Origin of the sequence: Arthrobacter sp. NPDC057013, assembly GCF_042674585.1 — a bacterium.
Lineage (GTDB): Bacteria > Actinomycetota > Actinomycetes > Actinomycetales > Micrococcaceae > Arthrobacter.
Genome location: NZ_JBHUSE010000003.1, coordinates 210,969 through 234,386, shown reverse-complemented (window position 1 = coordinate 234,386; position 23,418 = coordinate 210,969). Strand labels below are relative to the sequence as shown.

The following is a 23,418-nucleotide window of genomic DNA, read 5'->3' as shown; positions in this document are numbered from 1 at the left end:
CGTGGACAACAGCCCCTGGCCGGACCTAAGTCATCTGCACCCCGTCTCGCGGGAACTGGCAAAGCTTCCACCGGAGGACCGGTTGCACCGCATTCGTGCTGACCGGTGGATCGGCTATCCAAAGGCCTTGGACGCGGTTGAGCGTTTGGAAGTTCTCTTCGGCTGGCCGAGAAAGCAGCGTATGCCCAACCTCCTGCTGGTTGGTCCAACCAACAACGGCAAGTCCATGATTGTCGAACGGTTCCGCAGGAGACATCCGCCCGTGGCGGGACCGGACGGCGAAAGTATCCCGGTTGTGTGCATGCAGATGCCTTCGGAGCCGGCGGAACTGCGGTTCTACACGGCACTGCTGTCAGCAATCGGTGCGCCTTTCAGGCCCAGCTTGCGTCTTCCCGAGGCAGAACGGCTGGCGCTCTCACTCCTGCGCCAGGTGGGGGTCCGGATCCTGGTTCTGGATGAGTTCCACAACGTCCTGGCCGGCCGTGCTGAGAAACGGCGCGAGTTCCTGAACCTCCTGCGCTTTCTCGGCAACGAGCTCCGCATACCACTGGTCGGCGTCGGCACGCGGGAGGCCTACCTCGCCGTCAGGTCCGATGATCAGCTTGAAAACAGGTTCGAGCCGTTCATCCTGCCGCTCTGGGAAGTTGGCATTGAAGCCAGATCACTGCTGGCCAGCTTCGCTACCTCGTTCCCTTTGCACTCGCCATCCGTAATCGATACCGAGGACATGGCCAGATACCTGCTCGCCCGCAGCGAAGGAACTATCGGCGAACTCGCCCGTCTTTTGACCGCGGCCGCTGTCGTCGCGGTCGAGACTGGCGAGGAGCGGATCAACCACCGGACCCTGACCCTGGCCGATTACGTAGGACCTACCGAGCGGCGAAGACTTTTCGAACAACAACTCCTGTGACTCCAGGACGATGGCCCGTGCACCCGGCCCCGCTACCGGGTGAGGCACTGTCGTCTTGGCTCCGCAGAGTCGCGTTTCCCTACGGTGCGACGGTTGAAGATCTCGTGGCCGACCTCGGGTTCTGGCCGGGCAGCGCCGCTGACCTGGACATCTGCCCGCCCGGTCGTTTTGCCCAGGAGCTCTCGAATCGAACCGGCGTCGGCGCCCACCGGATCCGGAGAATGAGCCTCAGCGGCTGGTCACCCTTGCTCCTGGACACCACCGAACCCGACCCGCAAATGTTTACGAACTACACCCGGCAGTTCTCCGTGCTGCTACCGGCCGGACGGCGCCGGATCCGCGATATCTACCCATGGCTGCCGTGGCGCCCATCGCGGCCGGCAATGAGAGCCTGCCCGCAATGCATCGCCACGACAACACCGCCGCACCCGTACCAACTGCTGTGGCTGCTTCCGGTGACCCTGAGCTGTCCTCAGCACGGATGCCTTCTCGTAGCCCATGCATGGCCGGTCGTTGACTTCCGGGACTGGCGCCGCAAACCACCGCCACCAACGACTGTCTCGCCAACGTTGCTGGCGATGGACATCAGAACCTGGCAAGGCTTGGCCACAGGATCGGTCGACTTGCTTCGATTACCGATCAGCGCTGGAACCTGGTTCCGTCTTATCAGGACCATCATTGATGAGCTTGGAGCAACCCTCACCGAATGCGGGAACGCGAGAAGCACCATGATGAAAGCCTGGGTAGAAGCAGGCCATCTCTTCCGCATGGGGCCGCTGAGCTGGCACACCCACGAGGACTACCAACCTAGCTCACAGATCCTTGCCCTCGAAGCAACCGCGACGGCCATCCGCCTGCTCGAAACCAACGCTCTCGTCGGACGGGGTCCGGACACCGCTTTCTTCCAGTCAGATCGCCGGCTGCCTAACTACGGTGGTGTACGTCTTGCAGCTGGGCTTGGACGATAGCCACCGGAACTGTCACGCAATCATGGTCAGCCAGCATTTGCAGGACTTAGAATAAGGAACGGGTTGTGACTGTTAACCGAAAATGGCGGTTAAATCGCAGTTCAAGATGGCGGTTTCGCAAGGCGTGGGTTTTGGCGCTGGGCAAATCCGGTGCCCACATGCGAGGTTCAGCAGTAGGCGTCCATGCCTCTCTGGTTGTATTGGTGCATGGATGCTGACGATCATGCTGCTGAGCAGTGGGCTGGGTGGGAGAGCCTGCAACCGGGGCAGGAAGTGGAAGTCCGAGAACCGGGCCAGGCTGGCGGCGCAGGTGTCATAGACGATCTAACGCCGGATGGCTCGATCGTGTGGGTAACGCTCCATGGGCCGTCTCCGCGCAGGATGTTCCTGGCAGGAGATCCCGTGGTTATCCTCCCGCAGGTTCCTGATGCTTTCTAATGTCAGCTGGTTCGGTCGAGACCCGCCTGGAGGCCGGGAGTGAGCCCGCCTCCGCACTGGCATCGATCTTGCGCGCACGTCTCTGACCTGCACCCCGTTGGCGCCTACAGCTAAACGCTGTGTTGGTCTAGAGCGGGCGGATGTTGTCCGCCTGGGGACCCTTCGGTCCTTGGACTACGTCGTACTGGACTTTCTGGTTCTCCTCGAGCGAGCGGTAGCCGCCGGAGGCGATCGCGGAGTAATGGGCAAAGACATCCCCGGACCCGTCGTCAGGGGCGATGAAGCCAAAGCCCTTCTCCGCGTTGAACCATTTCACTGTGCCTGTTGCCATGTGCGCCTGTTGCTCCCACAGAACTCATCATTTCGCCGCGGCCACGAGGGCCCGGGCGGAAGTGATCTTCCGCTGGTCTCCAACCTATGGTGGCGGTCAGTGGTGGGCAAGGGAACCGCGCGGGCGGGCCGCCGCAATCGATCGACTGCGCCGACCGCCACGCTGTTGAGGCCTTCGCTTAGGCGTTCTGCTGGTCTGGGGCTGTCAGCGTTTCTGGGGGCCGGGGCGGCAGATGACGGTAGAGGCTGGAGCGGGCGATGCCTGTGGCGCGGACAATCTCGGAGATGGATAGGTCCTCCTGGTCGCGAAGGTGTGCGGCGTAGGCGAGTTTCGCCGGATCGACCACGCTGGGCCGGCCTATTCTTTTGCCCTTGGCAGCAGCAACGGCACGCGCGTGTGCTGCGCGTTCGATCGCATAGGTTCGTTCCATCTGTCCGAACAGCGCGAGCATCACCACTGCCAGCTGTGACATGGGATCCTCCGGATTGGCCGAATCAACGCGGATCGGGTCGGCCAGATTCCGGACTCCGACGCCGCGGCCTGCCAGGTCGTGGATCAGGTTCAGGGTGTCCCTCACCGTCCGGCCTAACCGGTCCAGGGTGTGCACCACGATGACATCGCCCTCGCGGGCGTGGTCGAGTGCTTCATGAAGTCCGGGCCGGTTTGTGGTGGACCCGGATTTCTTGTCCACGTAGATGTGCCGGGCGGGGATACCCTGCTCGCGCAACGCGTCGATCTGCCGGTCGAGGTCCTGTTTCGCGGTCGAAACACGGGCGTACCCAATTTCCATGGGACCACTGTACCGATACTTATCCTGCACGCTCCGATCGGGACGCCCAAGAGAACATAATTTTGGAACGGGATCCGATGGCGTGTCGCCATTTTTCGAAGATCCTGCACTGGGTGTCCCAATTCCTAGGATCTGGGCCGGGTTCTGGACATTGTAGGAGTCAGACAAAATTCGCCAGCTCGGCGGGTCGGTGAGGCAACGGACTGCCTGTGCCAGCGGCGATCTGCGCGGCATTTGGGCGCATCAAACCATCGCTGCTTTCCTCGGGTAGGGGGACCGTTTAAGGGGAGGGCGGTCCCTGCTTTTGCCAAGTCCGGCCGGACATACTGTGCGTATCTGGTTCACCGTGGCTGGGGAGCTGATACTTACCAGAGCTGCCGGAGCCGGCGCCCGGAATCCCGATCCGGCGCCGGCTCCCGCGACACCTGAGGAAGACCGGCTGGCAGGCCAGCGCAGCCCTGATCCTCCCGCCAGCTCTGGTGACACGGTTACCGGCGAGTAGAATTATGTAATGCCGGTCACACACAATGTTGCCTGGGACGGACGTCTGGAATCCTTCAAAGGCAGGGATACGACGCTTTATGTGGCTACCGCAGCCGCCGTGGCCACGACCTGTAATCGCTGCCGCCGCCCGCTGCGGGCCGAAGAAGCACTCTCGCTGATTGTGGACATCACAGAAAGCACGGCCCCCGACGGGACCGAGTACCTGACATTCACTGATTGGGTCTGCCACCGTCACTGCGGAGACCCCACGGTGACGGTGCACGATTCCCCTCACAGGCCCGAAGGCCTGGCGCCTCTTGCCGCGCGGGTGATCCTCGTCGACAGGAGCGGTACCGGCCCGGCACGGACCGTTCCGATGCTCGCATACACCCTGGTACCGGTCGTGAGCTTCCGGGAGACCGGCGGCGAACTGACCTCCGCGCTCGTGGCGATTCTACTCTCCCACGGCTTCCAGCTGGCGATGAGCGGCGACTACTCCGACATTCTGAACCAGGCCCGCCAAACGGGGAACGGCTGCCGCTTCACCCTGACCCGCAGGGGCCTGCTCACCCTTGACGTGGGCGGGGAAACCATCTACCGGGAGCAGCTTGACCCGGACAGTCCGGACGATGCCGAGTGGCTGCGGGCCGCAGGAAACGGCAGCATCCTGCTCATCGGCGGTGACAACCTGGTCATCACCGGATCTTCACTGGACATCACCGCCGCCGCGGGCTTGGGCACACTGGTCATCGGAACCGTCACCGTCCGAACCGCCAGCTGACGGGCGCACTCTTCCGGCAACCTCCCGGCACAGGTTCCGGCCCGCCCCCCGACATGCGGTCCTGAGGGGCTTGAGGTTTCCGGCCTACACTGGGCACACCAACTAAAGGCCGGGGGGCACATTTGGGTTCACGGGGACTTTGCCTGGTCATCGAGGATGACCAGGACATTCGAGATCTGCTCACACTGATCCTGACACAAATGGGTTTTGCGGTTCATGCCGTGGGCAAGGGCGTTGAAGGTGTCGCCGCGGCATGGGAACACCACCCGGACCTCATAACGGTGGACCTGAATCTGCCGGACATAGATGGCCTGGACGTCGCCGGGTACATCCGGGCAAGGTCCGAAGCGCCGATGCTGTTCATTACCGCGCGGGCCGAACTCGAGGACGAGATGGCCGGTATGGCGTCGGGGGCCGCAGCGTATCTGACTAAACCATTCCATCCCCGGCAGCTCACCGAGGCCGTCAATCAGCTCTGCCCTGCTGGGCCCCTGAGCGCACACGGCCGGAATCAGAGCACCTGATCCCCGTCCAACGCGGAGCCCATCACTATGCCGGAATAAGGGCAGATAGCGGCCGGGAGTCGTGGGACCGACGACGGAGCTGGGCGTCGGCTGGCATGGGGGACACCAGCGCGACGGTCCGCCGCCGGCCGGTTCCAACTTTACGCCGCCGACATACGGCGGAACACGGGTTCGCCTCGGAACCGCACGGCTTCGCCAGCCCACCCGGAAAGCAAACTAGGGATGAGACGGCTGCACCGTTGGCCGCTTGCCTGCTTTGTACGGTGGCAGGTCTTCCGGGCCCTGGACGTCGGCGAGATGGGCCAGCAGAGCCTGCTCGGGATGCCCGGGATACTCGGCCAGACGACCGAGCAAGGAGACGTACATGATTGGATCAAGGTCCGGGGCAGCGAGGATTTCGACAATCAGGCGCTTGAGCTGAAACCGCAGGAGCTCGCCCGGTCCGGCCGGGCTCGACGGGACAGATTGAGCCGTGGCATGCCCGGCCGGCGGCCCGGTGTGCTGGTGGATAGCCCACGGGAGAGGTTCGGGAAGCATCATCGTCGTCCCTGTCCTTTCGCCCGCTCCTGTCGAGGGCCATACGCACTCGCTACCGGCGGTGTTGCAGTTCATGTTGACCACCATGGAGCCGCTTCGTTCCGCCTGTCCTGTCTGAGGACTCTGCCATTACTTCATGGTGAATACCCTGTGGACCTTGGAACGGTGCGGGGTGCGAGTACGGGCGTGGAGGGCCCTCTCGGGGATTAGCCGCCCGAGAGCTTTCTGAGGGCGGGGTATCGGTTATAGGGTTGGACGGGTTTCCCCAAGGTCGTAGCGAAAAGATCTGTGTTACCTGGCCGACGAGGCGCCCTCCGGCCAGTCCGCCTGGCCCGGCATTGCACCCCCCCGTCAAAAGCCGGGCCCGGCGGGATCCTTGTGGACTCAAATGCCGCGGCGCCGGACCTGCCCAGGCGCAGACGACTTCGGACTTTCCATGCCGATGACTTCGCAACCTGGCGTCGAAACCGCCATCCTTACCTACGAGTTAACCGCCATTTTCGGCTAACAGTCACAACGGGTAAAGTGACGATGCTGCCCAGCGAAACTAAATCCGGGCATCTTGTCATTTAAACGAACGTATAAATGACATTTCGGAGGGCCATCATGTTGGTCGGCTACATGCGCGTATCCAAGGCTGACGGATCCCAAACCACCGACCTGCAACGTGACGCTCTCCTCGCGGCCGGCATGCAGCAGGACTCCCTCTACGAAGACAAAGCCTCGGGGAAGAAGGATGACCGGCCCGAACTCGCTGCCTGCCTGAAAGCATTGCGAGACGGGGACACCCTCGTCGTCTGGAAACTCGACCGGCTTGGCCGCGACCTTCGCCATCTGGTCAATATCGTTCATGACCTGACCAGCCGTGGCATCGGACTGAAGGTCCTCACGGGTCAGGGCGCCGCGATCGATACCACCACCGCCTCCGGGAAGCTCGTCTTCGGGATCTTCGCCGCCCTCGCAGAATACGAGCGCGAACTCATCTCCGAACGGACCACCGCAGGACTAGCCTCAGCCCGCGCTCGGGGCCGCAGCGGCGGACGGCCCTACAAAATGACCCCCGCCAAACTCCGCCTGGCCATGGCCTCCATGAGTCAGCCCGGAACCAAGGTCGGCGACCTCTGCAAGGAACTCGGCATCACCCGCCAAACTCTCTACCGGCACGTCTCACCAACGGGGGAACTACGACCCGACGGCCAGAAGTTACTGCAGCGGAAATAACCCGCCACGTCAGCCGGACCAGATCCGACCGTGAAGAAGCACGAGGAGATCTGGGCAAAATGAATGCGGCGATGGGGGAGGCTGACAACCAGGTTCCCAAGCATCGTCACGGACTGTAGCCTCAGCTCATGACCGAGGCTAAGGGGCCCAGGAGGTTGCAGCCCAGGATGACCCGCGGCGGTTTTCGCTTCCTATTCGCCGTTTGGACGGCCACCGCTCTGTTTCAGCTGGTAGTGCTGATCCTCTTTTGGGTGGCAGGGAAATCGTGGGAATTGGCCAGCTATCTTTGGCTCGCCATGATTCTTGTCGGGTTGGGCGGGCTCGCATTTCTGCTCTATGTACGCCGGAATGACAGGCCCTTCTGGGACGAAGAAGAAGCCCGCAGAGCCGAGTGGGACCGGCGGGGGCGGGCACTTTAGAGCCCGGCAAATCCGCCGCGAACTACCGTCCTTCTCCTGCTCCGATGCTCATGGACGGAATTCAAACGTCCCGAGACGAACCCCAAGCGGGATGATTCCGCTGGACTAGGCCAATCGGAACGAATCACTCAGGCGCCGAGAACTTCTACGGGTTGGAACGCTCCTTGTGGACTGCCGGCAGGAAGAGTTGAGAAGACTTCGTGACCAGGCCCCAGGTGCGCAACGCTGGCAAGTCTTCCTCGAAGAGAAAGTCCTTGCGAACCGGGATCCCTAAAAGCATCGTCCTAACTAGCCAGAGGTCCTCGGTCCGTAGACGTCGGAAAAAGTCATCGACCCAGGAGTTCAGGCCACGGACCCAAACTGGGCACTCAAGAAGGACCGGCAAGCCCATGAACTCAACATTTACGGTATCGTGCTCTGACGTCGACATCCGGACGAAGTTGTCTTGGTACGAGAGACGGACTTCGTAAGGAGGGTCCGCCCGGAAAGTCAGTCTGCTTTCGGGTAGTGAGGCCACGCTTTCGGCATAATTCTGAAGCATGGGGAACACACCGTCGCCGCGCCACAAACGCGAATGATCGGTCCTCTTCTCCCACCCTTTCCTAAGGCTTGCTCGCAATATGTCGACATCAACCTCTTCTTCTTCACCAAGGCCAAGAAGGGCCCAATCCAAGGCGGCGAGATCGTCGTCAAAGGCAACAGCGTAAGTAAAGGCCGATCCCTCGACTTCAACAGTCAAGCGCATCGGGAATCCCGGTCCTTCGGTCGAGTCGGTATCGCCATTTACGAACCGAGTTTCGGCCAAGACCGTTCCCTTCCATTTCACGAGACCCGTGTGCTTATCGGTCCACTCCAAAAGAACTGGGGAACCAGATTGACCGGTCGCAGCTGCAAAATATGCCGAAATCCACCCTTGTGGGTCATCATGGCGATCTACCATCTGCTGTGCGCGCCTCCGATCTAGCATGCGATCATATTGTTCCATTCAGTGCCCGGCCGGCGGTGATACGCGCTCTTGCTACAGGCGGCCGGAACGGTGGCGAACCCTTCACGGCACAGTTCGGTAGGTTTAGTCCAATGTTTCCCCTCGGAACAGTTATTGGAACTGTCTCCGTTTCTGTGGACCAGCAGTTCCAGATGCCCCGAACATGCCGTCTAGAAAATCCCAGGAACCACGGCGGCGCTCCCTATCCGAATCTCGCCTGGAGGCTTACAGTCATAGCAATCAAATTGGGGGATTTGCTATGGATAAATTGGCCAGCACGGATAAGAACTCCCCGGACTCAAAGCCCGAACTGGAGTCGATAATTTCTGTCGTCGCAGCGGCGGCCGGTTCGGTGCTCGCTGTTCTCCTCACGGGGTATCTGTCCATGCAGCTTCAGGCCGCCTATGCCGGCGGTTTTCTTGGTTTCAATTTCCGTCCGGTCGGAGTAGCCGGAGAGTGGTTGCCGTACGTCTGGCGCCTGGGCTTCGTTCTACTTGCGGTGGCAGCAGTTCTGGTCCACCGACTACTGATTCGGACGACCGCTGCTCGTCTCGTGGCTCTGACAATCTTCGTGGTCTTCGTCGTCATTGGCAGTCCGGTTGGATCTGGACTCCCCTTGGACGAGGAACAGCGTCCCCTCATGCTGTTCATGTTCACTGAAGGAGCCAAGTCCCCGTTTACCCTCGTGCTCATCGGCGGGATCATCGCCGATCTGATCCTCGAGGCCCGGAGGGTACGGCGCTGACCCGGATGGGAAGGCCGGGCGCCCCCGCTGCCAGACTTCCGGTTCTCATTCGTGAGCCGTAGGCAGGAGGGGACTTCGACCCAGGTGGCGAACCTCAACCGGGCCAGTTTCCTTGGTCTACTCCAAAAGTGAAGACGGACAAGTCAGCTCACTGAGCAGCACCTCCACCAGGCTGGATTGAGGAATCAGCTAGCTCGCGTGGCCATCGGTCGTTCGGGGTCGTTGTGGGCTGGTACAACTAATTCATGGGAGGGCTGAATAAGTGGTTCGACGACACGGATTGGCCAAAGGACCCGCGCCTGGACGAGTTTAGGGATGCCGCGTGGGAACTGTCCCTGAACGGCGAGCCCCTGGGTTGGGTGACTACCGGGGTCGCTCCCATGCGATCGTTCCCCTTCCTCTGGCTCAAGGAGGAGCGCATGTGGACGCAAGTACACTGGCTGAGCGGTGAGCACGACTATCTCGAAGAGGACTACGGTCCTGAATGGCATGTCGCAGAGGAACTGCGACGCGGGCACTTTGTCACTACCGATCCTTCAACCAGCCAGGAAGCAACCTTCGACGCAGCCGTCGTAACCGGACCCGCGCGTGATCGCCTCTGGGCGCAGTTGGATCACGGCGTGGAACCGCATAGCCGGAATTAGGAACCCTTCACGGTACAGTTCGCCGGTCTAGTCCATGTCGCCCATCGAGAACCCTTACTGACGGCGAAGTGCCGGCTGCTCGACGTCCTAGACTGTGTCCATGACAGACCCCTTGGACAAGCTCGTCGACCCAACAGCGCTTTCCGCAAAACAAATCGAGCAGCGCCTTGAAATTGGCGACGACCTCGAAAGTTCACGCGCGGTGGACCACAGCGCTGTTTTCCCAAATGTGAAGGGGGCATCACAGGCCGCCGAGGAACTTGCTGCCCTGGGCTACTCTGCAGAAGTCCACGAAGAGGATGACTACTTCCTCTTGGAAGCCCAACACTTGAGCCCGCTCGACCCTGACAGCGTGAAGAAGTTCGTTCAGGAGGTGTCCTCCATAGTGGAGCGCCATGGCGGTGATTATGACGGGTGGGGCGCCGAGGTAGTTGAGGCGCCGCGAATGGCCGGCGCCCGTCGACCCTCATGGCTCAAGCGTCTTTTTAGTGGCCGCTAACGCGGCGGGAAGCACGAGAACTTCGCCTTCTTGGGTGCATTCGGGAACCTCCACCGGACCTGTCTGCCCCTAGAATGACCGAATGGACGCCAGAACGCAGGACTACCGACGTCTGCGGCGTGCGGTCACTGAGTGCGTCAATGCCCACGACTTGCTCGGGGTTTTGGACGATGCACCTCCCGACGAATACGACCCTGAAATCGAAGACTTCACGCGCCTAATCGCCAAAGGTCAACCCATGACTCCGGAGGTAGTCGCCGGCGTCTGCCACAAGTGGTTCGGCGACAGCAAAAAACCCACGCCCAGAATCACCGCCCTGGCCAACGACCTCCGAAGCGTCCAGCTCGAATACGATTCCGGGCCCCATAACACGGTCAAACAGGTGGCGAGGACGTGGAGGGCTATCAACTTGAGCCTTAATCAAGGAACCTAATACGGAACATAGGCGTTGCTATCCGGCTAGGAGAACGAGGTCCCTCCATTGTCCGGACCTGAAAGGTCATCAGCCAGGTCGACGCCGCGGGCGGTCGAAATAAGCGGAATTCATGATGTGGCCTCTCTGGCTAGAGCCACACCGGATTCGCTCATTTCCTCCTGAAGCTTCAGCACGTCGTACGCCCCCAGTCGGATTTCGCGGCTAAAGGCAGTGACCCGCGTTCCGTTGTTGGTGGCATCGATCACGAAACGGATATGGGGCCGCACTTTCAGGTGTTTGGCAGCATCCCGGTGGCGCCAATCGCCCTGCCACTCTCGACTGATTTCCACCCAAACGTCCGAACCCATGACTTTCGTTGTCAATCCGGGCTGGTCGAACACCCGGGTCAAAGCGTCCACCGTGTTTTGACGGGACAAAGCAGTGATCCATTGCTCCTCGCTCTGGAAGTGATGTCGGCCGGGCCCGAACTGGAGGACGATCCCTATGCCTACCAAGTTGGGCCAGAACGCGGTTAACATCACATGGCGGGGATCATCGATTGACTGCCACACAAACTGCAAAAGGCCGAGCACAAGAGTAATGAGGAGAAAGATTCTCCTCCAGATGCCAGGGACCAGAACCAGGGCCGCAGTGCCGCGCCTGCCGGAGGCAAGCCAGGCCCCGAGGCCAAATGTGAGGAGCGCCTGCACGCAGGCGACGATGATCGTAACGACTTGGGTTCGGATGTCCGGGGCGGAGGCAAAAACAATGATCACCGACGTGGCGGCGAGCCCGACCATGATCAGCCCCGCACAGATTCGGATTCTTCTATCCTGGGCCGATGTGTCCATGGACCACTGTCGACGAGCTTTCGTTCCCTTGTCAATGGATCTGCGAGTGGCCTGCCGGTAAGCCGACCCTCAGGGCGTCCACCAACCGAAGTTGGCTACCCTCGGCTACCGAGTCCAAGTTCCTACCGCCTTGAGACAGGATTCCGTAAGCCCGATCCGGTGGGCTGTCCGCTGACGGGGCCGCAAAACGGCATTCCGGCGGGCCGACCAACCGTGTCGCAGTAGTTTCTTCAGCCGGGACGACACGGGGGAGGGTCGTCGTACCAGCCGCAGGGAGACAGCCCAGAGGCTCGGGGCTGCTGTTAAAGACGCCTGGGCTTGGTTGCGCAGGTGACTTCTGAACTCTGGCTGTCACTACTCCTGTGCACAGGCATCACTATTGCCCGGTAGTCCTCTGCAATGAACGTCAGGTTTGCTCAAAATTCCTTCAGGCACCTAGTGCAGGTGACTTCGGACATTTGTGCATTCAGCTTCGGAAAATGACACCCGGCGTCCTGGGACATCACCTGCCAGTTCTTCTTCAGGATGATCGTTTTGCCGTCGATGATGTCGACGGAGTCGACCACGAACCCGAGATTTTCCAGTTGATCCGTGGCCTCGTCCAGGGTCAGGCTCACCACGCCCGGAACAGTGACCGTCTCTGGAGTGGCCGTGGCCGTGGCAGTCTCTGTCGGCTGCGGTGCCGCCTGCTTGTCCGCCTGGTTGCCGCCGCATCCAGTGAGCATGAGGCCGGTCAGCACAAGCAGTGTGAGTGTCTTTTTCATTTTTCCCCTTGGAAAAGATTGAAACGGTGGAGTGATGGAATGGGTCTAGCGTTCGCAGGCCACGCCGTCGGAGTCGCGGTCCAGCGCCGGGCGGTAACCCGGTGAGCCCGCGTACAGCGGTGCGGCACCTGCGGCCTTCGCTGCTGAGCAATTGGCGTAGTAGACAGCCGCCGGTGCCGGCACAGCAGGAAGCGGTGCAGGCACCACAGGTACGGGAACAACGGGAGCCGGGGCCTGCCCAGCAGCAGCCGGAGCTGGTGCTGCCGGGACAGGAGCGGCCACAGCAGGTGCGGGTTTCGTGGCGGCGGGTGCCGGTGCGGGTGCCGCCACCGCTGGCGCCTTCTCCTTTGTTGGTGCCATTTGCCCCGAGCAGTTGGCCAGGATCCGCGCCATGGCATCGTGTTCCGCCCGCGTAACCCAGAGGGTGTACGTTGCCTTCACCGAAATCTGCCGGGCAACGTATTCGCACCGGAAGGCCCGGTTCGGCGGCAGCCAGGTGGCGGCGTCGCCGTCGCCCTTTCTCATGTTGGTGGGGCCGTCCGTCGCCTGGAGGTTCAGCGGGTCGTTGGCAAAGGCTGTCCGCTGTTCCGAGCTCAGCTGCTGTGCGCCCTTCTGCCAGGCGTCGCTGAGGGCAACGACATGGTCGATCTGCACCGCGCTGCTGGTGGCACTCCCCCGCAGAAAGTTGATGGCGGTGCCGGTGTAGGGGTCCGCCAGTGTCCCGGACTGCACCTTGCAGGGCACGCTGTTGGTGTAGCTGATGCCCCTAAGGTCGCGCTTGAGGATGTCATTGCGGGTGTCGCAGCCGTTGCGGTCAACGTCAGCCCACGCCTGCCCGAACATTGCCCGGCTATAGCCCGTCTTGGGAGCGCGGCCCTTGACGGGAAGGGTGGCCAGCAGGTCGATCGCCTTGGTGGCGTAGGCCGGCTGCGACTTCGGCGCCGCAACGCTGGCGCCCTGCGCCACGAGGTAGGGGCTACCAGGGTCCAGCGGAGCGCCCGTCGCCTGCACGGTTGGAGCGGCCGACGGTGTCGGCGTCGGTGTGGCAGTTGTGGTCGCTTCCGCGACGGCGGACGTTGGCGATGCGGTTTCCTCCGATGCAGCGGCCCGTATGTCCGTCGCAGCGGTCCGCGGCAATGCGGCTGCGCCGCCGACAAACAGGGCAAAGGAGACTGCGAGGGTGATGGCCCCCGCCTTCCTTTTGGCCGGAAGCCAGGCCCATGAACGGCGGCCGGTCGCCAGGACATAGAGACCGGTGAGGGCCACCGTGGTGGCCAGGAACACAAGCGCACCACCAAGGCCGCCGCTGAACGCCCCGACGATCATGAAGAGCGCGGTGATGCTTCCAACAATGAAAGTGGAAGCGCGTGGCGTCTTAGGCCGTCCTGAAGCGGGCTCCGCGCCCGGCCCCCGTGACCCGAAAGGTATTCCATACCGCGACATCGTTTTCCCCAATTAAATAAGGGCCCGGCGGATAGCCGGGCCCTTTGTCTAAAGCCGAAATCTTGCTACTCAAAGCCTATTTCTCGCCGCACCGGGACAACGGAAAGTGCGTTGATCTTGGGCCAACGCTGATTCAGTCTTGAGCCAATCTTGAGAATGCCCGTCGCAAAGGGAGTTCAGTGCTTAACGTTCGGAGCAGGAAAGCTCGGACATCCGGGCCCAATGGCGTCAGCCCCCCTCAGCTGAGCAGGGCACTCACGGCGACTGCCGCCGTCGTTCGCCTACGCCTCATTCCGCTCCCGCCACACAGCGAAACCACAAACATCATGACCGACCGCGTCCAGGGACTGCCTGGCGTTTGCCGCAGGGTTTTGGCCTCCGCACGGCGTGGGCAGCGCAAGGGTGGCCCTCGGATTCGCGGTCTACGCCCTCGCCCTCGCTAGCATCCGGGTACCCACCGGCGCGGTCGTGTTCATCGCCAGGGGCACTGGCTGATGGTGCTGATCGAGGTGGCCTTAATCCTGCGTTCAGCCGACTGGTGCGGCTGGTCGGGTCCCGGTGCTCCTCGCAGTAGCCGCCCGGCAGCACCCAGTACTGCTTCAATTTGGAGGAATCGACCGGATGGCCGGCCACGCAACGACTGACAAAACAATCATGATTGGAGTACAGGGCACCCGTCGGATATCCTCAGCGGAAAATCGTGCGGTCACAGCTTGGCCCACACCGAGCTGGGGGAACAGCGCGTGACAATATCTTCATCGGGCCTGCCGGGGGCAGGCCGCCGCTCCATGGCGGCTTTATGGGCCCTTCTGGGCCTGCTGACCTTCATCTCGCCCATCCAGACGGCCACCGCCGACGAGCCGGCCAGCGCGGTGGTGGAAACGCCAGCACCCGCAACCACAGTGGCTCTGACGGGCACCCCGGTGGTCGGCGGAGGGGTAAGTGCGGTGTTCTCTGGTATCCGGCTGGCCGGCATCCTGAGCTACCAGTACCTCCGCGACGGCGAGGCCCTGGTGCCGGCACAAACGTGGCCGTACTACACCCTCGCCGAAGCAGACTTCGGCAAGCGCATCTCCGTCCGGGTCACCGCCACGAGCGCCGACTCTGAGCCTGTAGCCCTGACGTCCGCGGAGACGGAGCCTGTCCTCGGCTACATCACCGGATCAGTCGCTCCCAACACCAGGCCCGTTCTGGGAACCGAACTCGGTCTGACAGTCTGGACCACCTATTCCCGGCCTACCCTGGTCGCCCCCACGATCACAACAACCTGGTTCCGGAACGGGACACCCATCGCCGGTGCCGCAAACCGCTACACCGTGGCCGAGGCCGATGTTGGCGCGGAGATCACCGCCGAAGCAACGGTTTCCGAGCCGGGCTACCGCAGCTGGACCGGATCGGCCAGCTTCGGGACTGTGATCCGCGGCTACATCCAGCCTGCTTCGGCGCCCATGATCACGATGGGCAGCGGCACGCAGACACCCTACGCCGCTTATCCCGGGCAGGTGCTGAAGGCCTCGGCGCCGGCGGTAACTACGAGCGCTCCCACCCCGTTTGCTCCGGCACCGTCCTCTGTGACCTACGTGTATCAGTGGCAGGCCGAGGGGGCCCGGGGCATAGGCTCCATTCCCGGAGCCACGGGATCTACTTACACCGTGCGAACCGAGGACGTTGGCAAACGCATTGGCGTCTACGCCACTCCGGTCTCCGCCAACTTTGTCGGCGCCCCAATGACGAGCGAACACTGGGTGTTCGCCTTTGGCAAGTTTGCCGCCATGAGCGCCCCCACCATCAAGGGCACGGCACTGGCCGGCCAGCTGCTCACTGCTGTCCCCGGCCCGGTCCCCTCACCGGCTCCCGAAGCGGTGACCTATTTCTGGTTCCGCGACGGAGGCCAGATCAGTGGTCCCAGCGGGGACCCCACCTACCGCCTCACCACGGATGACGCCGGCCACAAGATCACCGCTCGCGTCCAGTATGAAAAGACCAATTACGACCGCGCCCTTAGCCCTGCCTCAGCGGCTGTCGCCCCGCCGGGTTACTTCTATCTGGGTGCCACTCCCCTGATCATCGGCACCGCAGCGACCGGCTACACCGTGAGCGCCCGCACTAGCCCGACGAGTCCCACAGCCACTGCCGTCGCATACCAGTGGTACCGGGACGGCAAACCGATCGCCGCGGCAACAGGTACGTCCTACCGGCTCACCGCCGCAGACCAGTTGCACCAGATCACTTTCAAGGTCACGTTCAAGCGCGCAGGCACCATCAATGCCACCCAGACCTCCCGGGCGATCAGGCCACTCGCAGTGTTTACCAAGCTGCCCACCCCGGTCGTTAGCGGTGTAACAGTCCGGGGGTCTTTCACCGCCGGACAGACCTTGAGGGCGTCCACAGCCCTGCCTTACCCGGCCCCCACGTCAATCACCTGGCAGTGGCAGCGCGACGGCCGCCCCATCGCAGGAGCAACGGCGTCGACTTACCGGCTGACCGCGGCGGACCGGGACAAGTTCATCCGGGCTGTTGCCACCTACAAGCGGCTCAACTACCTGAATACGGCCAGGGCCTCTGCCTCGCGCTCGGTGTGGGGACCAACAACCCTCTAAAGATAATAGGCGACGGCGATTTCCGCCGTCGTTCTCCTACGCCGCCTTCCGCTCCCGCCACAGCAGCGACACCACGAACGTCACCGCGCTCAGCGCCAGCATCACCAGCACCACCCGGCCCCAGTTCTCCTGGTTCACGCCGGTGCCATAGAAGATGCCAATCATCACCGTGGCACTGATAGCTCCGACGTACCGGCAGGTCTGGAAAATCCCGGCGGCCACGCCCCTGTCCTCCGCCGCGGCAGAGATGTACAGCCCCTGGTTGGCGGCGATGCTCACGGAGCCGTACGGCACGCCCATCAGGGCCGTCAGCGCCAGCACCAGCAGGACGGCGAACGACGCTGTCAGGAGCCAGAGTGCCGCTGCCGCCGCTGTCAGAAGCACGACGCCGGCCAGCAGCACCCGCCGCACGCCGAACCGGTCGATCGCGCGCACGGCGAGCGGGGTGACCACCACCGACATGGCCGCCAGCGGCAGCATCAGCACGCCCACCACGCCGGGGTTGTAGCCGGCGGCCTCCTGCAGCAGCTGGGGCAGGCCAAAGAACGCGAAGTAGTACACGCCGCTGAACACCGTGAAGCCGAGGTACACCAGCAGCAGCGGCCGGTTCCTGCCGAGCAGCCGCAGGTCCAGGAACGGCCTGTCGAAACGCAGCTCTCGCCAGGCAAACAGCACGGCCAGCACCATCGCTCCGCCAAGCAGCCACCAACGGTAGCCGGGCAGCGCGTTCAGCAGGCCCATAAGCAGCAGCACCAGGCCGCCCGTGAACGCGAGGATGCCGGGGATGTCCGAGTCGCGCAGCAGGGTGGCGATCTTTCCCTGTTCCCTGCGCTCGTCTGGCGGGGCGACCTTCCGGACGATGAGCAGCGCGGCCAGTGCGAGCGGCACGTTGATCAGGAACAGCGCCTGCCAGCCGACCAGGCTCACCAGCAGCCCGCCGACCACCGGGCCGACCGCTGCCCCGGAGGTGTTGGCCATCTGGATGCGTCCGAGGGGACGGGTGGAGGTTGTGTCGGCCATCCTGGCCAGGGTGCCGACCATGACGACGGCGCTCGGGTACGCCGTCGCCGTCCCCAGTGCCATGAGTGCCCGGGCGATGCAGACGAACACAAAGTTGGGCGAGAAGGGCGCCAGCGCGCAGGACACGATCACCAGCGCCATGCCCAGCATGAAGAGTTTCCGCGGGCCGAACCGATCGGCGAGGCGCCCCATCAGCGGCTGGCCCGCTGCGGAAGTGATGTAGAAGGCGGTGATGACCCAGGTCACGGTGGCGACGTCGAGCCGGAAGTCCTCGCGCAGCACCACGAGCGCGACAGCGATCATTGAGGAGTTCAGCGGGTTCAGCGACGTGCCCAGGCTGAGGCCGGCGACGGCGAGGCCGGTGCGGTTGCCGGTGCGGGGAGAGTTGCTCACGGCAACAGTCTTCCGCATCGCCGAGCCAGGTCTACAACTTCGACGGCAAAACGCTCAGCGTAGCACTGGAGCGCAAACAGGGTTTTGAGGCCCGCGTCACATTGACACTTCAACCATTTTGGTTGATATAACTTGCTAGGCAGATGCCAATATCACTCGCCCGCGGGGCGTGCTGCAGCCTTCCCCCTTCACTGATGGCCTGCACTCGCTCCGTGTGACGCAGCAGAAGAATGGGGACAAAAAAATGAAGAAGAGTGTATCTGCCCTTGCAGTAGCAGCGGTTCTGGGACTGTCAGCGATGACAGCTGCCCCGGCCAACGCAACGACCCTTTCCTTCCCGAACTGCGATGCAGCAGCGGCGGCGGGCTACGTCAATATCCCGGCAGGCGCACCGGGGTATGCTCCGCACCTCGATGGCAACAGCGACGGCGTCGCGTGTGAGCGGGGCGGTGCCGGCAGCGGAACCACGAATGTCGCTCCGGCTCCGGTAGTGGGAAACCAGGTTCCGGCGCAGGTGGCCCAGATGCCCGTAGGTGGAGCCGCGACTGGCGCTGCCCAGCCTGTCAACAAGGGCACTGACTTCCTTGCCCTTGGCGGCCTCGCCGTCGCCGCTGTGGCTGGGTCGATGATCGTACGCCGCCGTGCGTCCGTCCGCGCGTAAGCTGCGGGATCGGAAACAACGCCGTCGTATGACTAGCTCAACCAGCGCCCGCCGCAGACACCTACTGGCGTCTGCGGCGGTCGCCGTGCTCCTTCTCACAGGCTGCGCTACAGGCACCTCGGCGCAGTCGGTCGCCGCGCCAGCGGCAGCCGCTGCTACGCCAGCATTTCCAGTCCAGACCGCGGCTGCCACACAAACTGCGGCGCCCTCATCATCGCCTACCTCTGCGCCGCAGAAGGTTCTGCCAGCTTCGGACCCCGTTTCCGTCAGCGTTCCATCTGCCGGCATCGACTCTGAACTTCTGAGCCTCGGCCTTAAAGCCGACGGTTCAGTGGAAGTGCCGCCGGACGGGCCGGGCGCTCCGGCTGGATGGTACAACGGCTCTCCGACACCTGGTGAGCTTGGACCGGCGGTCCTTTTGGGCCACGTAAACGCAACCGGCGGCGGTCCGGGCGTCTTCGCAAACCTCCGCGAACTAAAGACTGGTGACCTCATCAGGGTTGCCCGTCAGGATGGCACGACGAGTGTTTTCACTTTTGATCACGCTGACGCGTACTCAAAGGACGCATTCCCGACACAGACCGTCTACGGGAACACCGAGGGGCCGGAACTTCGGCTGATTACCTGTGACGGTTACGATCCGGCGACAGGACTGTTCGACGACAACTACGTCGTCTTCGCAAAACTCGTTGCCTAATCGGCCCATCCGACCTGACGACCACGGCATCGGCCGAGGAGAGGGCCCGCTGCTACGTGCAGCGGGCCCTCTCTTCATTGGCAGCACTCCACGGGAGAAACGATTCCGGGTCTACCGGGCAAGAACGCCATCGCAATTTGCGGAACTGGCGTAGTTGTCTGGGTTGTTCAGGACTTGTATCAGAGTTTCTACAGGCACCGCATATCGGTCGCCATCGGACGCATAGACGACACCAACCAGCTGCCCAGCATCGTTGATGAGTGGGCTTCCCGAACTGCCATGCTCGATCGGGGCATCATTCACGAGCATGGGAATAGCCGACCACCCGACAGGGTCGGGAGCATACCCCAAGACCCGTCCGTGAGTCGTGGTCAGCGGGCCACCCAGGGGATAGCCAACTGCGGTAACGTTTGTCCCCTCATCAGGGTTCGCGGTGGCTAGAGCAATCGTCGCGGGCAAGGCTTCTTTCGTCCAGACCAAGGCTAGGTCGGCTACGACCGCGGCGCCGGCTGTGGCGACCTCAATGTCATGCCCGTCATAAGTACTGACTTGGATGACAGCCGCGCCACCTATGACGTGGCGATTAGTAACGAATACGTGGTCGGAAATTGCAAAACCGGAGCCCCTCGCAACACCTCCACACCCGACATTGCGCACGCGCAGGGCCGCCCGCTCGTAATCTGTAAAGCCATGCGCTTCCACCTGATCAACCGAGTGGGTCGGAGGCATCGTGTGCGTCACCGGCGCGCTGCCTGCCGGTGATGTCTCGCTCACCGACTCGGCCGGCGCGGAACCGGAAGTTGCAGCGGGTGGGGGTACCGGCACAAGCCCGCAGCCCACCAGCACTGGGGATGAGAGCGTGACCAGCAGCAGCAGCCTGCCAGCTAGGCGAGAGCGAGTTCTCAACCCGCCAACTTCTTGGAGAGTGCATCGCTGTCGGCCCGGGCCTTATTGCAGCCGTCGTTGATCTGCCTTGCGTATGCGATTAGGGCGTCGGGATCATATGACGAGAAATCCACCAAATACGTTTGGAGTTTTTGCAGGTCACTAATGCAAGTGTCCATTTCCGCAGTCACCCCCTGCGACATCGCAACCAACGTCGCCATGTAAGCGGCGTCATCCCCCGCCTGGGCCTTTTCGTCGGCCAGGGAGCGGACCCGCTCTGTTGCCGTGTTGTAGTCAGTTGTAACGCCGGTGAGCTTGCTCTGCGTCTCCGCCAGTTGGCTGTTTACGTCGTCGAGGCGGTTTTGCAGGTCTTGAGCGTCGCTCTTGAAGCTATCCCGTTGCTTCGTCATCGCTGCAAGGTCATCGGACTTTTTTGCAAGATCATCGGAGGTCTTATTAGCGGTGCTCCGCCATTCCTGGGCGGAGTACGTGGAATAAGCGAAAGCAGCACCCAAGCCTGCAGCAACCAGCGCCAGAATGACGATCGAAACAATGAAGGGCCAGCGGCGGGGAGCACGATATAGGGGTGGGCCCCAACTGCCGTTCGGGTACAACTCTTCCAACTCTCGGGACTCTTTCTCATGGATCGCGAAGGAACATCGCCAACACCAAAAAGTCTAATCGCGGCCGTGTACCGCAGCTTCCTACTTCAGCCAAACCTGCTGCTTTCTTGCGCTTTTCTTGATTCTCGACTAACCAGCGCGATTGCCAGCCCTCCTTCTCCTCCGTTTCACCACGCACGACCCGCGTTATCCCGCGGCGGGCCGCATTGGCTGCGAGTTCCCAGAGCGGACCGACCTATTTCGCCTACTGCACGGCGCCCATCGTCCCCATAAAAACCTGAACAAATCCTGCACAAATTTGGCTGAATGCTTGACCGCTTCTTGAGTCCAGCCGGGCATAGTCGGTTTACATCAAAGCCACAGCTCAGGCCGCCAGGGGAAGGACAGGGCCATGAACGCCAGGACGGTACTCAGCAGTCAGCACACCGACAGCCATTGGACCGCTGATGAGGTTCGAGACAACCTCGGGCGGGAGTTGGAAGCCGATCCGGGCCTGGCCGAATTCCTGGCCGCAGCCCCCAACATGGCACGCGCCCTCAAAGCCGTCCTGAACCTGGACCTCGGCCAGTTGGCCGAGCGGCTGGTCAGGGCAGAGATCAGCGCCATTTTGCACTAGTGAAGATGTGGGCGGCGGAGCAACCTGCTTCTGCCGGACATTACTACTCCGCAGGGGTCACCGACGAGCGGTGCTGGTGCAGGGTCTCCTGATAGTCCTCGTCCGACCTTTCGTCCCGAGGTTCATCGTACGGATAGCCACCGGGAAGCGCCCCCTTGGCAAGGCCGCGCAGGACCACGTGATGCAGCGAGGTTTGACCGTCAGCCACGACGGCGGACACGGTGGCCGATGTCGGACCATGAATTTTGGCGTTTGCCATCTGGTCAATGCCCGACGCGCTGGCCGCGCCCAGGAAAATGACTGCCAAAGCTGCTGTTCCGGGCGCAACCGCCCTTCTCCAAAGCCCCATTGATTGATCGTTACCCACGAACATGAAGGCAACGACAAAAAGCCCTTTGAAGAGGCTGTGCACCAGCTTGCGATCCTCCAGCAGATACGCTCAAGACCCTCGTTTCCACCCTTTGCATGGGAAAATATAGCAAGGACACTTGTCACGGCGCCGGACCCGGCACCGGCACGTCCCGCTCAAAAGACCAGGAGGGGATCCTGATGGACCCCACCACCACTATCGTTGTCATCGTCCTCGTCGTACTGCTGCTCATCGTTGCGAAAATGTCGATCCGGATCGTGCGCCAATATGAGAAGGGCGTGCTGTTCCGGCTCGGCAGGGTCATCGGAGTCAAGGATCCCGGCCTGCGGCTGATCATCCCTGTCATCGACCGGCTCCCGCTGGTGAGCCTGCGGATCGTGACCATGCCCATCCAGTCCCAGGGCATCATCACCCAGGACAACGTGAGCGTCGATGTCTCAGCGGTCGCATATTACCGCGTGGTCGACGCGGTGAAGTCCGTCGTCGCGATCGAAAACGTGGCCGCGGCCATCGACCAGATCGCCCAGACGACCCTGCGGAAAGTTGTCGGCCGGCATACCCTTGACCAGACCCTGGCCGAGACCGAACGGATCAACGTCGACATCCGTGAAATCCTCGACGTACTCACCGTCGAATGGGGCGTCGAAGTCACCTTGGTGGAGCTCAAGGACATCCAGTTGCCCGACAGCATGAAGCGCGCTATGGCCCGCCAGGCTGAAGCCGAACGCGAAAAGAGGGCGAAGATCATCGCCGCCGAAGGCGAAGCCATCGCCGCGGCGGCCCTCGGAGACGCCTCCGACACCATGATGGCCCACCCGCTGGCCCTGCAGCTGAGGAACCTGCAGTCTCTGGTGGAAATCGGCGTCGACAAGAACACCACAGTCGTCTTCCCCGCCCCGCTGATGAGCACCATCGGTGAACTCTCGGCGTTCCTGGCCCGCGAAAACCTGGCCGCGACGTCATCCAGCGGCAAGACACCCGTGAAGGCGGCGTAACCCTCCCGGTGGCCTCCGCGCTACCCCAGCCGCCGCTGCCGGAACATGGGAAACTGCTCCCGCACCCGCGCCACAGTCGACAAAGAAACCTCCACCGCCCGCACCCCCGGCTCCAAACCAAGGTCCGCCTCGACGTACCCCATCGGATCCACCAGCAGGCTGCGGCCGACGGACACCGGCGGGGCCTGGCAGACGCCGGCCACGTAGACGCTGTTCTCGATCGCCCGCGCCGCATTCAAAGAAAGCCACTGCTCCGTCTTGTGCGTGCCCGGCACCCAGGACGAGCAGACCAGGAGCACCTGCGCGCCGGCGTCGGCCAGGGACCGGGCCAGCTCCGGGAACCGCAGGTCGTAGCAGGTCATCAGGCCGAACCGTGCTCCCCCGGCCTCGAATACCACGGGCTCGGTGGACGGCCCCGGCTTGATGTAGGTCGACTCCCCGAAGCCCTGCGCGTCGAACAGGTGGATCTTCCGGTACACGGCCAGCCGTGCACCGGAAGGCCCGAAGGCCACCAGGGTGTTGTATGCCCGGCCCTCCTCGTCGGACGTTTCCACCACGCCCGCCACCAGCGTGATGCCGTGGCGGGCGGCGGTGGCGGCAAGTTCCCGGCAGACCGGGCCGTCAAGCGGCTCGGCCATCGCCGGGAACGAGGCGTCCACGATCTTCTTCTCGTACGTGGCGTACTCCGGGAAGGCCACCAGCGTGGCGCCGTCGGCGGCGGCGGACGCGGCGAACCGGTCGAGGGCGGGCCCGGTGGGCGCGCCCTACGGGGCCGGCACCACCAGCCCCCCCGCGAAACAAACCCCCCCG

The 23,418-nt window shown here is 62.8% G+C and carries 26 protein-coding genes and 1 pseudogene; 15 read left to right on the top strand and 12 right to left on the bottom strand.

The features are described from left to right. Window position 1: 1 nt before the first annotated feature. Window positions 2-910, top strand: a complete 909-nt coding sequence (locus tag ACFTSA_RS06700; RefSeq protein ID WP_377923061.1) for a TniB family NTP-binding protein — start codon at window positions 2-4, stop codon at window positions 908-910. Next, complete coding sequence (locus tag ACFTSA_RS06695; RefSeq protein WP_377950495.1) at window positions 907-1,878, top strand: TniQ family protein; 972 nt, start codon at window positions 907-909, stop codon at window positions 1,876-1,878. Before ACFTSA_RS06700 ends, ACFTSA_RS06695 begins: the two co-directional genes overlap by 4 nt. 565 nt (window positions 1,879-2,443) lie before the next feature. Here the strand turns inward: ACFTSA_RS06695 and ACFTSA_RS06690 are convergent. Together ACFTSA_RS06690 and ACFTSA_RS06685 are read right to left on the bottom strand one after the other, a co-directional pair. After that, window positions 2,444-2,647: a cold-shock protein gene (locus tag ACFTSA_RS06690; RefSeq protein ID WP_377950494.1), complete on the bottom strand. Its 204-nt coding sequence runs from the start codon at window positions 2,645-2,647 to the stop codon at window positions 2,444-2,446. Window positions 2,648-2,825: 178 nt separating this feature from the next. Next, entirely contained in the window at window positions 2,826-3,437 is a 612-nt protein-coding gene (locus ACFTSA_RS06685) for a recombinase family protein (RefSeq protein ID WP_377950493.1), read from the bottom strand. A gap of 511 nt (window positions 3,438-3,948) precedes the next feature. On the opposite strand from ACFTSA_RS06685, the gene ACFTSA_RS06680 reads away from it, so the two are divergent. Both ACFTSA_RS06680 and ACFTSA_RS06675 read left to right on the top strand, forming a co-directional pair. Beyond that, window positions 3,949-4,701, top strand: coding sequence for a hypothetical protein (locus ACFTSA_RS06680; protein ID WP_377950492.1), 753 nt, complete (start codon window positions 3,949-3,951; stop codon window positions 4,699-4,701). A 200-nt stretch (window positions 4,702-4,901) separates the two neighbouring features. Then, entirely contained in the window at window positions 4,902-5,225 is a 324-nt protein-coding gene (locus ACFTSA_RS06675) for a response regulator transcription factor (protein WP_377950491.1), read from the top strand. Between the two features lie 216 nt (window positions 5,226-5,441). On the opposite strand, the gene ACFTSA_RS06670 is transcribed toward ACFTSA_RS06675, so the two are convergent. Then, window positions 5,442-5,765 carry a hypothetical protein gene (locus ACFTSA_RS06670; RefSeq protein WP_377950490.1) on the bottom strand — a complete coding sequence of 108 codons (324 nt, stop codon included), beginning with the start codon at window positions 5,763-5,765 and terminating at the stop codon, window positions 5,442-5,444. Between the two features lie 603 nt (window positions 5,766-6,368). Here ACFTSA_RS06670 and ACFTSA_RS06665 point away from each other — a divergent pair. Together ACFTSA_RS06665 and ACFTSA_RS06660 are read left to right on the top strand one after the other, a co-directional pair. Further along, entirely contained in the window at window positions 6,369-6,983 is a 615-nt protein-coding gene (locus ACFTSA_RS06665; RefSeq protein WP_377950489.1) for a recombinase family protein, read from the top strand. 128 nt (window positions 6,984-7,111) lie between these two features. Continuing rightward, window positions 7,112-7,402 carry a hypothetical protein gene (locus ACFTSA_RS06660; RefSeq protein WP_377950488.1) on the top strand — a complete coding sequence of 97 codons (291 nt, stop codon included), beginning with the start codon at window positions 7,112-7,114 and terminating at the stop codon, window positions 7,400-7,402. 145 nt (window positions 7,403-7,547) lie between these two features. Here ACFTSA_RS06660 and ACFTSA_RS06655 read toward each other — a convergent pair whose 3' ends face one another. Beyond that, on the bottom strand, window positions 7,548-8,207 hold the full coding sequence (locus ACFTSA_RS06655) for a hypothetical protein (protein WP_377950487.1): 660 nt from the start codon (window positions 8,205-8,207) through the stop codon (window positions 7,548-7,550). A gap of 448 nt (window positions 8,208-8,655) precedes the next feature. Between ACFTSA_RS06655 and ACFTSA_RS06650 the strand changes: the two genes are divergently transcribed. The 4 genes from ACFTSA_RS06650 to ACFTSA_RS06635 all read left to right on the top strand — a co-directional run bounded on the left by ACFTSA_RS06650 (window position 8,656) and on the right by ACFTSA_RS06635 (window position 10,708). Beyond that, entirely contained in the window at window positions 8,656-9,132 is a 477-nt protein-coding gene (locus ACFTSA_RS06650) for a hypothetical protein (protein WP_377950486.1), read from the top strand. Window positions 9,133-9,377: 245 nt separating this feature from the next. After that, window positions 9,378-9,776: a hypothetical protein gene (locus ACFTSA_RS06645; RefSeq protein WP_377950485.1), complete on the top strand. Its 399-nt coding sequence runs from the start codon at window positions 9,378-9,380 to the stop codon at window positions 9,774-9,776. A gap of 100 nt (window positions 9,777-9,876) precedes the next feature. After that, window positions 9,877-10,275, top strand: a complete 399-nt coding sequence (locus ACFTSA_RS06640; protein WP_377950484.1) for a ribonuclease E inhibitor RraB — start codon at window positions 9,877-9,879, stop codon at window positions 10,273-10,275. Between the two features lie 82 nt (window positions 10,276-10,357). After that, window positions 10,358-10,708, top strand: a complete 351-nt coding sequence (locus ACFTSA_RS06635) for a hypothetical protein (RefSeq protein WP_377950483.1) — start codon at window positions 10,358-10,360, stop codon at window positions 10,706-10,708. A gap of 110 nt (window positions 10,709-10,818) precedes the next feature. Here the strand turns inward: ACFTSA_RS06635 and ACFTSA_RS06630 are convergent, their stop codons facing one another. The 3 genes from ACFTSA_RS06630 to ACFTSA_RS06620 all read right to left on the bottom strand — a co-directional run bounded on the left by ACFTSA_RS06630 (window position 10,819) and on the right by ACFTSA_RS06620 (window position 13,631). Further along, a complete protein-coding gene (locus ACFTSA_RS06630; protein WP_377950482.1) occupies window positions 10,819-11,541 on the bottom strand; it encodes a hypothetical protein in 723 nt (240 codons plus the stop codon). A 416-nt stretch (window positions 11,542-11,957) separates the two neighbouring features. Further along, complete coding sequence (locus ACFTSA_RS06625) at window positions 11,958-12,305, bottom strand: PASTA domain-containing protein (RefSeq protein WP_377950481.1); 348 nt, start codon at window positions 12,303-12,305, stop codon at window positions 11,958-11,960. Between the two features lie 45 nt (window positions 12,306-12,350). Further along, window positions 12,351-13,631 (bottom strand): DUF1524 domain-containing protein, encoded by a 1,281-nt coding sequence (locus ACFTSA_RS06620; RefSeq protein ID WP_377950480.1) that lies wholly within the window; start codon window positions 13,629-13,631, stop codon window positions 12,351-12,353. An 860-nt stretch (window positions 13,632-14,491) separates the two neighbouring features. Here ACFTSA_RS06620 and ACFTSA_RS06615 point away from each other — a divergent pair. Continuing rightward, window positions 14,492-16,348, top strand: a complete 1,857-nt coding sequence (locus ACFTSA_RS06615; RefSeq protein WP_377950479.1) for a hypothetical protein — start codon at window positions 14,492-14,494, stop codon at window positions 16,346-16,348. 36 nt (window positions 16,349-16,384) lie between these two features. Here ACFTSA_RS06615 and ACFTSA_RS06610 read toward each other — a convergent pair whose 3' ends face one another. Continuing rightward, a complete protein-coding gene (locus tag ACFTSA_RS06610; protein ID WP_377950478.1) occupies window positions 16,385-17,779 on the bottom strand; it encodes an MFS transporter in 1,395 nt (464 codons plus the stop codon). Between the two features lie 226 nt (window positions 17,780-18,005). Between ACFTSA_RS06610 and ACFTSA_RS06605 the strand changes: the two genes are divergently transcribed. Then, window positions 18,006-18,422 (top strand): excalibur calcium-binding domain-containing protein, encoded by a 417-nt coding sequence (locus ACFTSA_RS06605; protein WP_377950477.1) that lies wholly within the window; start codon window positions 18,006-18,008, stop codon window positions 18,420-18,422. A gap of 28 nt (window positions 18,423-18,450) precedes the next feature. Continuing rightward, entirely contained in the window at window positions 18,451-19,119 is a 669-nt protein-coding gene (locus ACFTSA_RS06600; protein ID WP_377950476.1) for a class F sortase, read from the top strand. Window positions 19,120-19,230: 111 nt separating this feature from the next. Here ACFTSA_RS06600 and ACFTSA_RS06595 read toward each other — a convergent pair whose 3' ends face one another. Beyond that, a complete protein-coding gene (locus ACFTSA_RS06595) occupies window positions 19,231-19,821 on the bottom strand; it encodes a serine protease (RefSeq protein WP_377950475.1) in 591 nt (196 codons plus the stop codon). Between the two features lie 200 nt (window positions 19,822-20,021). Beyond that, on the bottom strand, window positions 20,022-20,627 hold the full coding sequence (locus tag ACFTSA_RS06590) for a hypothetical protein (protein ID WP_377922948.1): 606 nt from the start codon (window positions 20,625-20,627) through the stop codon (window positions 20,022-20,024). 391 nt (window positions 20,628-21,018) lie between these two features. On the opposite strand from ACFTSA_RS06590, the gene ACFTSA_RS06585 reads away from it, so the two are divergent. Further along, entirely contained in the window at window positions 21,019-21,243 is a 225-nt protein-coding gene (locus ACFTSA_RS06585) for a hypothetical protein (RefSeq protein WP_377950474.1), read from the top strand. Window positions 21,244-21,286: 43 nt separating this feature from the next. Here the strand turns inward: ACFTSA_RS06585 and ACFTSA_RS06580 are convergent, their stop codons facing one another. After that, complete coding sequence (locus tag ACFTSA_RS06580) at window positions 21,287-21,655, bottom strand: hypothetical protein (RefSeq protein ID WP_377950473.1); 369 nt, start codon at window positions 21,653-21,655, stop codon at window positions 21,287-21,289. Between the two features lie 137 nt (window positions 21,656-21,792). Here ACFTSA_RS06580 and ACFTSA_RS06575 point away from each other — a divergent pair, with 137 nt between their 5' ends. Beyond that, window positions 21,793-22,608 (top strand): slipin family protein, encoded by an 816-nt coding sequence (locus ACFTSA_RS06575; protein ID WP_377950619.1) that lies wholly within the window; start codon window positions 21,793-21,795, stop codon window positions 22,606-22,608. 20 nt (window positions 22,609-22,628) lie between these two features. Here the strand turns inward: ACFTSA_RS06575 and ACFTSA_RS06570 are convergent. Further along, window positions 22,629-23,333: pseudogene (locus tag ACFTSA_RS06570) on the bottom strand (carbon-nitrogen hydrolase family protein); the annotation flags it as partial. Window positions 23,334-23,418 lie beyond the last annotated feature (85 nt).

Excerpts from the sequence above, each read along its gene's own strand:
- ACFTSA_RS06680 (WP_377950492.1), top strand. The coding sequence starts at position 3,949 with ATGCCGGTCACACACAATGTTGCCTGGGACGGACGTCTGGAATCCTTC.
- ACFTSA_RS06660 (WP_377950488.1), top strand. The coding sequence starts at position 7,112 with ATGACCGAGGCTAAGGGGCCCAGGAGGTTGCAGCCCAGGATGACCCGC.
- ACFTSA_RS06610 (WP_377950478.1), bottom strand. The coding sequence starts at position 17,779 with ATGCGGAAGACTGTTGCCGTGAGCAACTCTCCCCGCACCGGCAACCGC.
- ACFTSA_RS06670 (WP_377950490.1), bottom strand. The coding sequence starts at position 5,765 with ATGATGCTTCCCGAACCTCTCCCGTGGGCTATCCACCAGCACACCGGG.
- ACFTSA_RS06675 (WP_377950491.1), top strand. The coding sequence starts at position 4,902 with ATGGGTTTTGCGGTTCATGCCGTGGGCAAGGGCGTTGAAGGTGTCGCC.
- ACFTSA_RS06635 (WP_377950483.1), top strand. The coding sequence starts at position 10,358 with ATGGACGCCAGAACGCAGGACTACCGACGTCTGCGGCGTGCGGTCACT.
- ACFTSA_RS06575 (WP_377950619.1), top strand. The coding sequence starts at position 21,793 with ATGGACCCCACCACCACTATCGTTGTCATCGTCCTCGTCGTACTGCTG.
- ACFTSA_RS06600 (WP_377950476.1), top strand. The coding sequence starts at position 18,451 with ATGACTAGCTCAACCAGCGCCCGCCGCAGACACCTACTGGCGTCTGCG.
- ACFTSA_RS06665 (WP_377950489.1), top strand. The coding sequence starts at position 6,369 with ATGTTGGTCGGCTACATGCGCGTATCCAAGGCTGACGGATCCCAAACC.
- ACFTSA_RS06625 (WP_377950481.1), bottom strand. The coding sequence starts at position 12,305 with ATGAAAAAGACACTCACACTGCTTGTGCTGACCGGCCTCATGCTCACT.
- ACFTSA_RS06690 (WP_377950494.1), bottom strand. The coding sequence starts at position 2,647 with ATGGCAACAGGCACAGTGAAATGGTTCAACGCGGAGAAGGGCTTTGGC.
- ACFTSA_RS06630 (WP_377950482.1), bottom strand. The coding sequence starts at position 11,541 with ATGGACACATCGGCCCAGGATAGAAGAATCCGAATCTGTGCGGGGCTG.
- ACFTSA_RS06605 (WP_377950477.1), top strand. The coding sequence starts at position 18,006 with ATGAAGAAGAGTGTATCTGCCCTTGCAGTAGCAGCGGTTCTGGGACTG.
- ACFTSA_RS06585 (WP_377950474.1), top strand. The coding sequence starts at position 21,019 with ATGAACGCCAGGACGGTACTCAGCAGTCAGCACACCGACAGCCATTGG.
- ACFTSA_RS06640 (WP_377950484.1), top strand. The coding sequence starts at position 9,877 with ATGACAGACCCCTTGGACAAGCTCGTCGACCCAACAGCGCTTTCCGCA.
- ACFTSA_RS06685 (WP_377950493.1), bottom strand. The coding sequence starts at position 3,437 with ATGGAAATTGGGTACGCCCGTGTTTCGACCGCGAAACAGGACCTCGAC.
- ACFTSA_RS06645 (WP_377950485.1), top strand. The coding sequence starts at position 9,378 with ATGGGAGGGCTGAATAAGTGGTTCGACGACACGGATTGGCCAAAGGAC.
- ACFTSA_RS06620 (WP_377950480.1), bottom strand. The coding sequence starts at position 13,631 with ATGATCGTCGGGGCGTTCAGCGGCGGCCTTGGTGGTGCGCTTGTGTTC.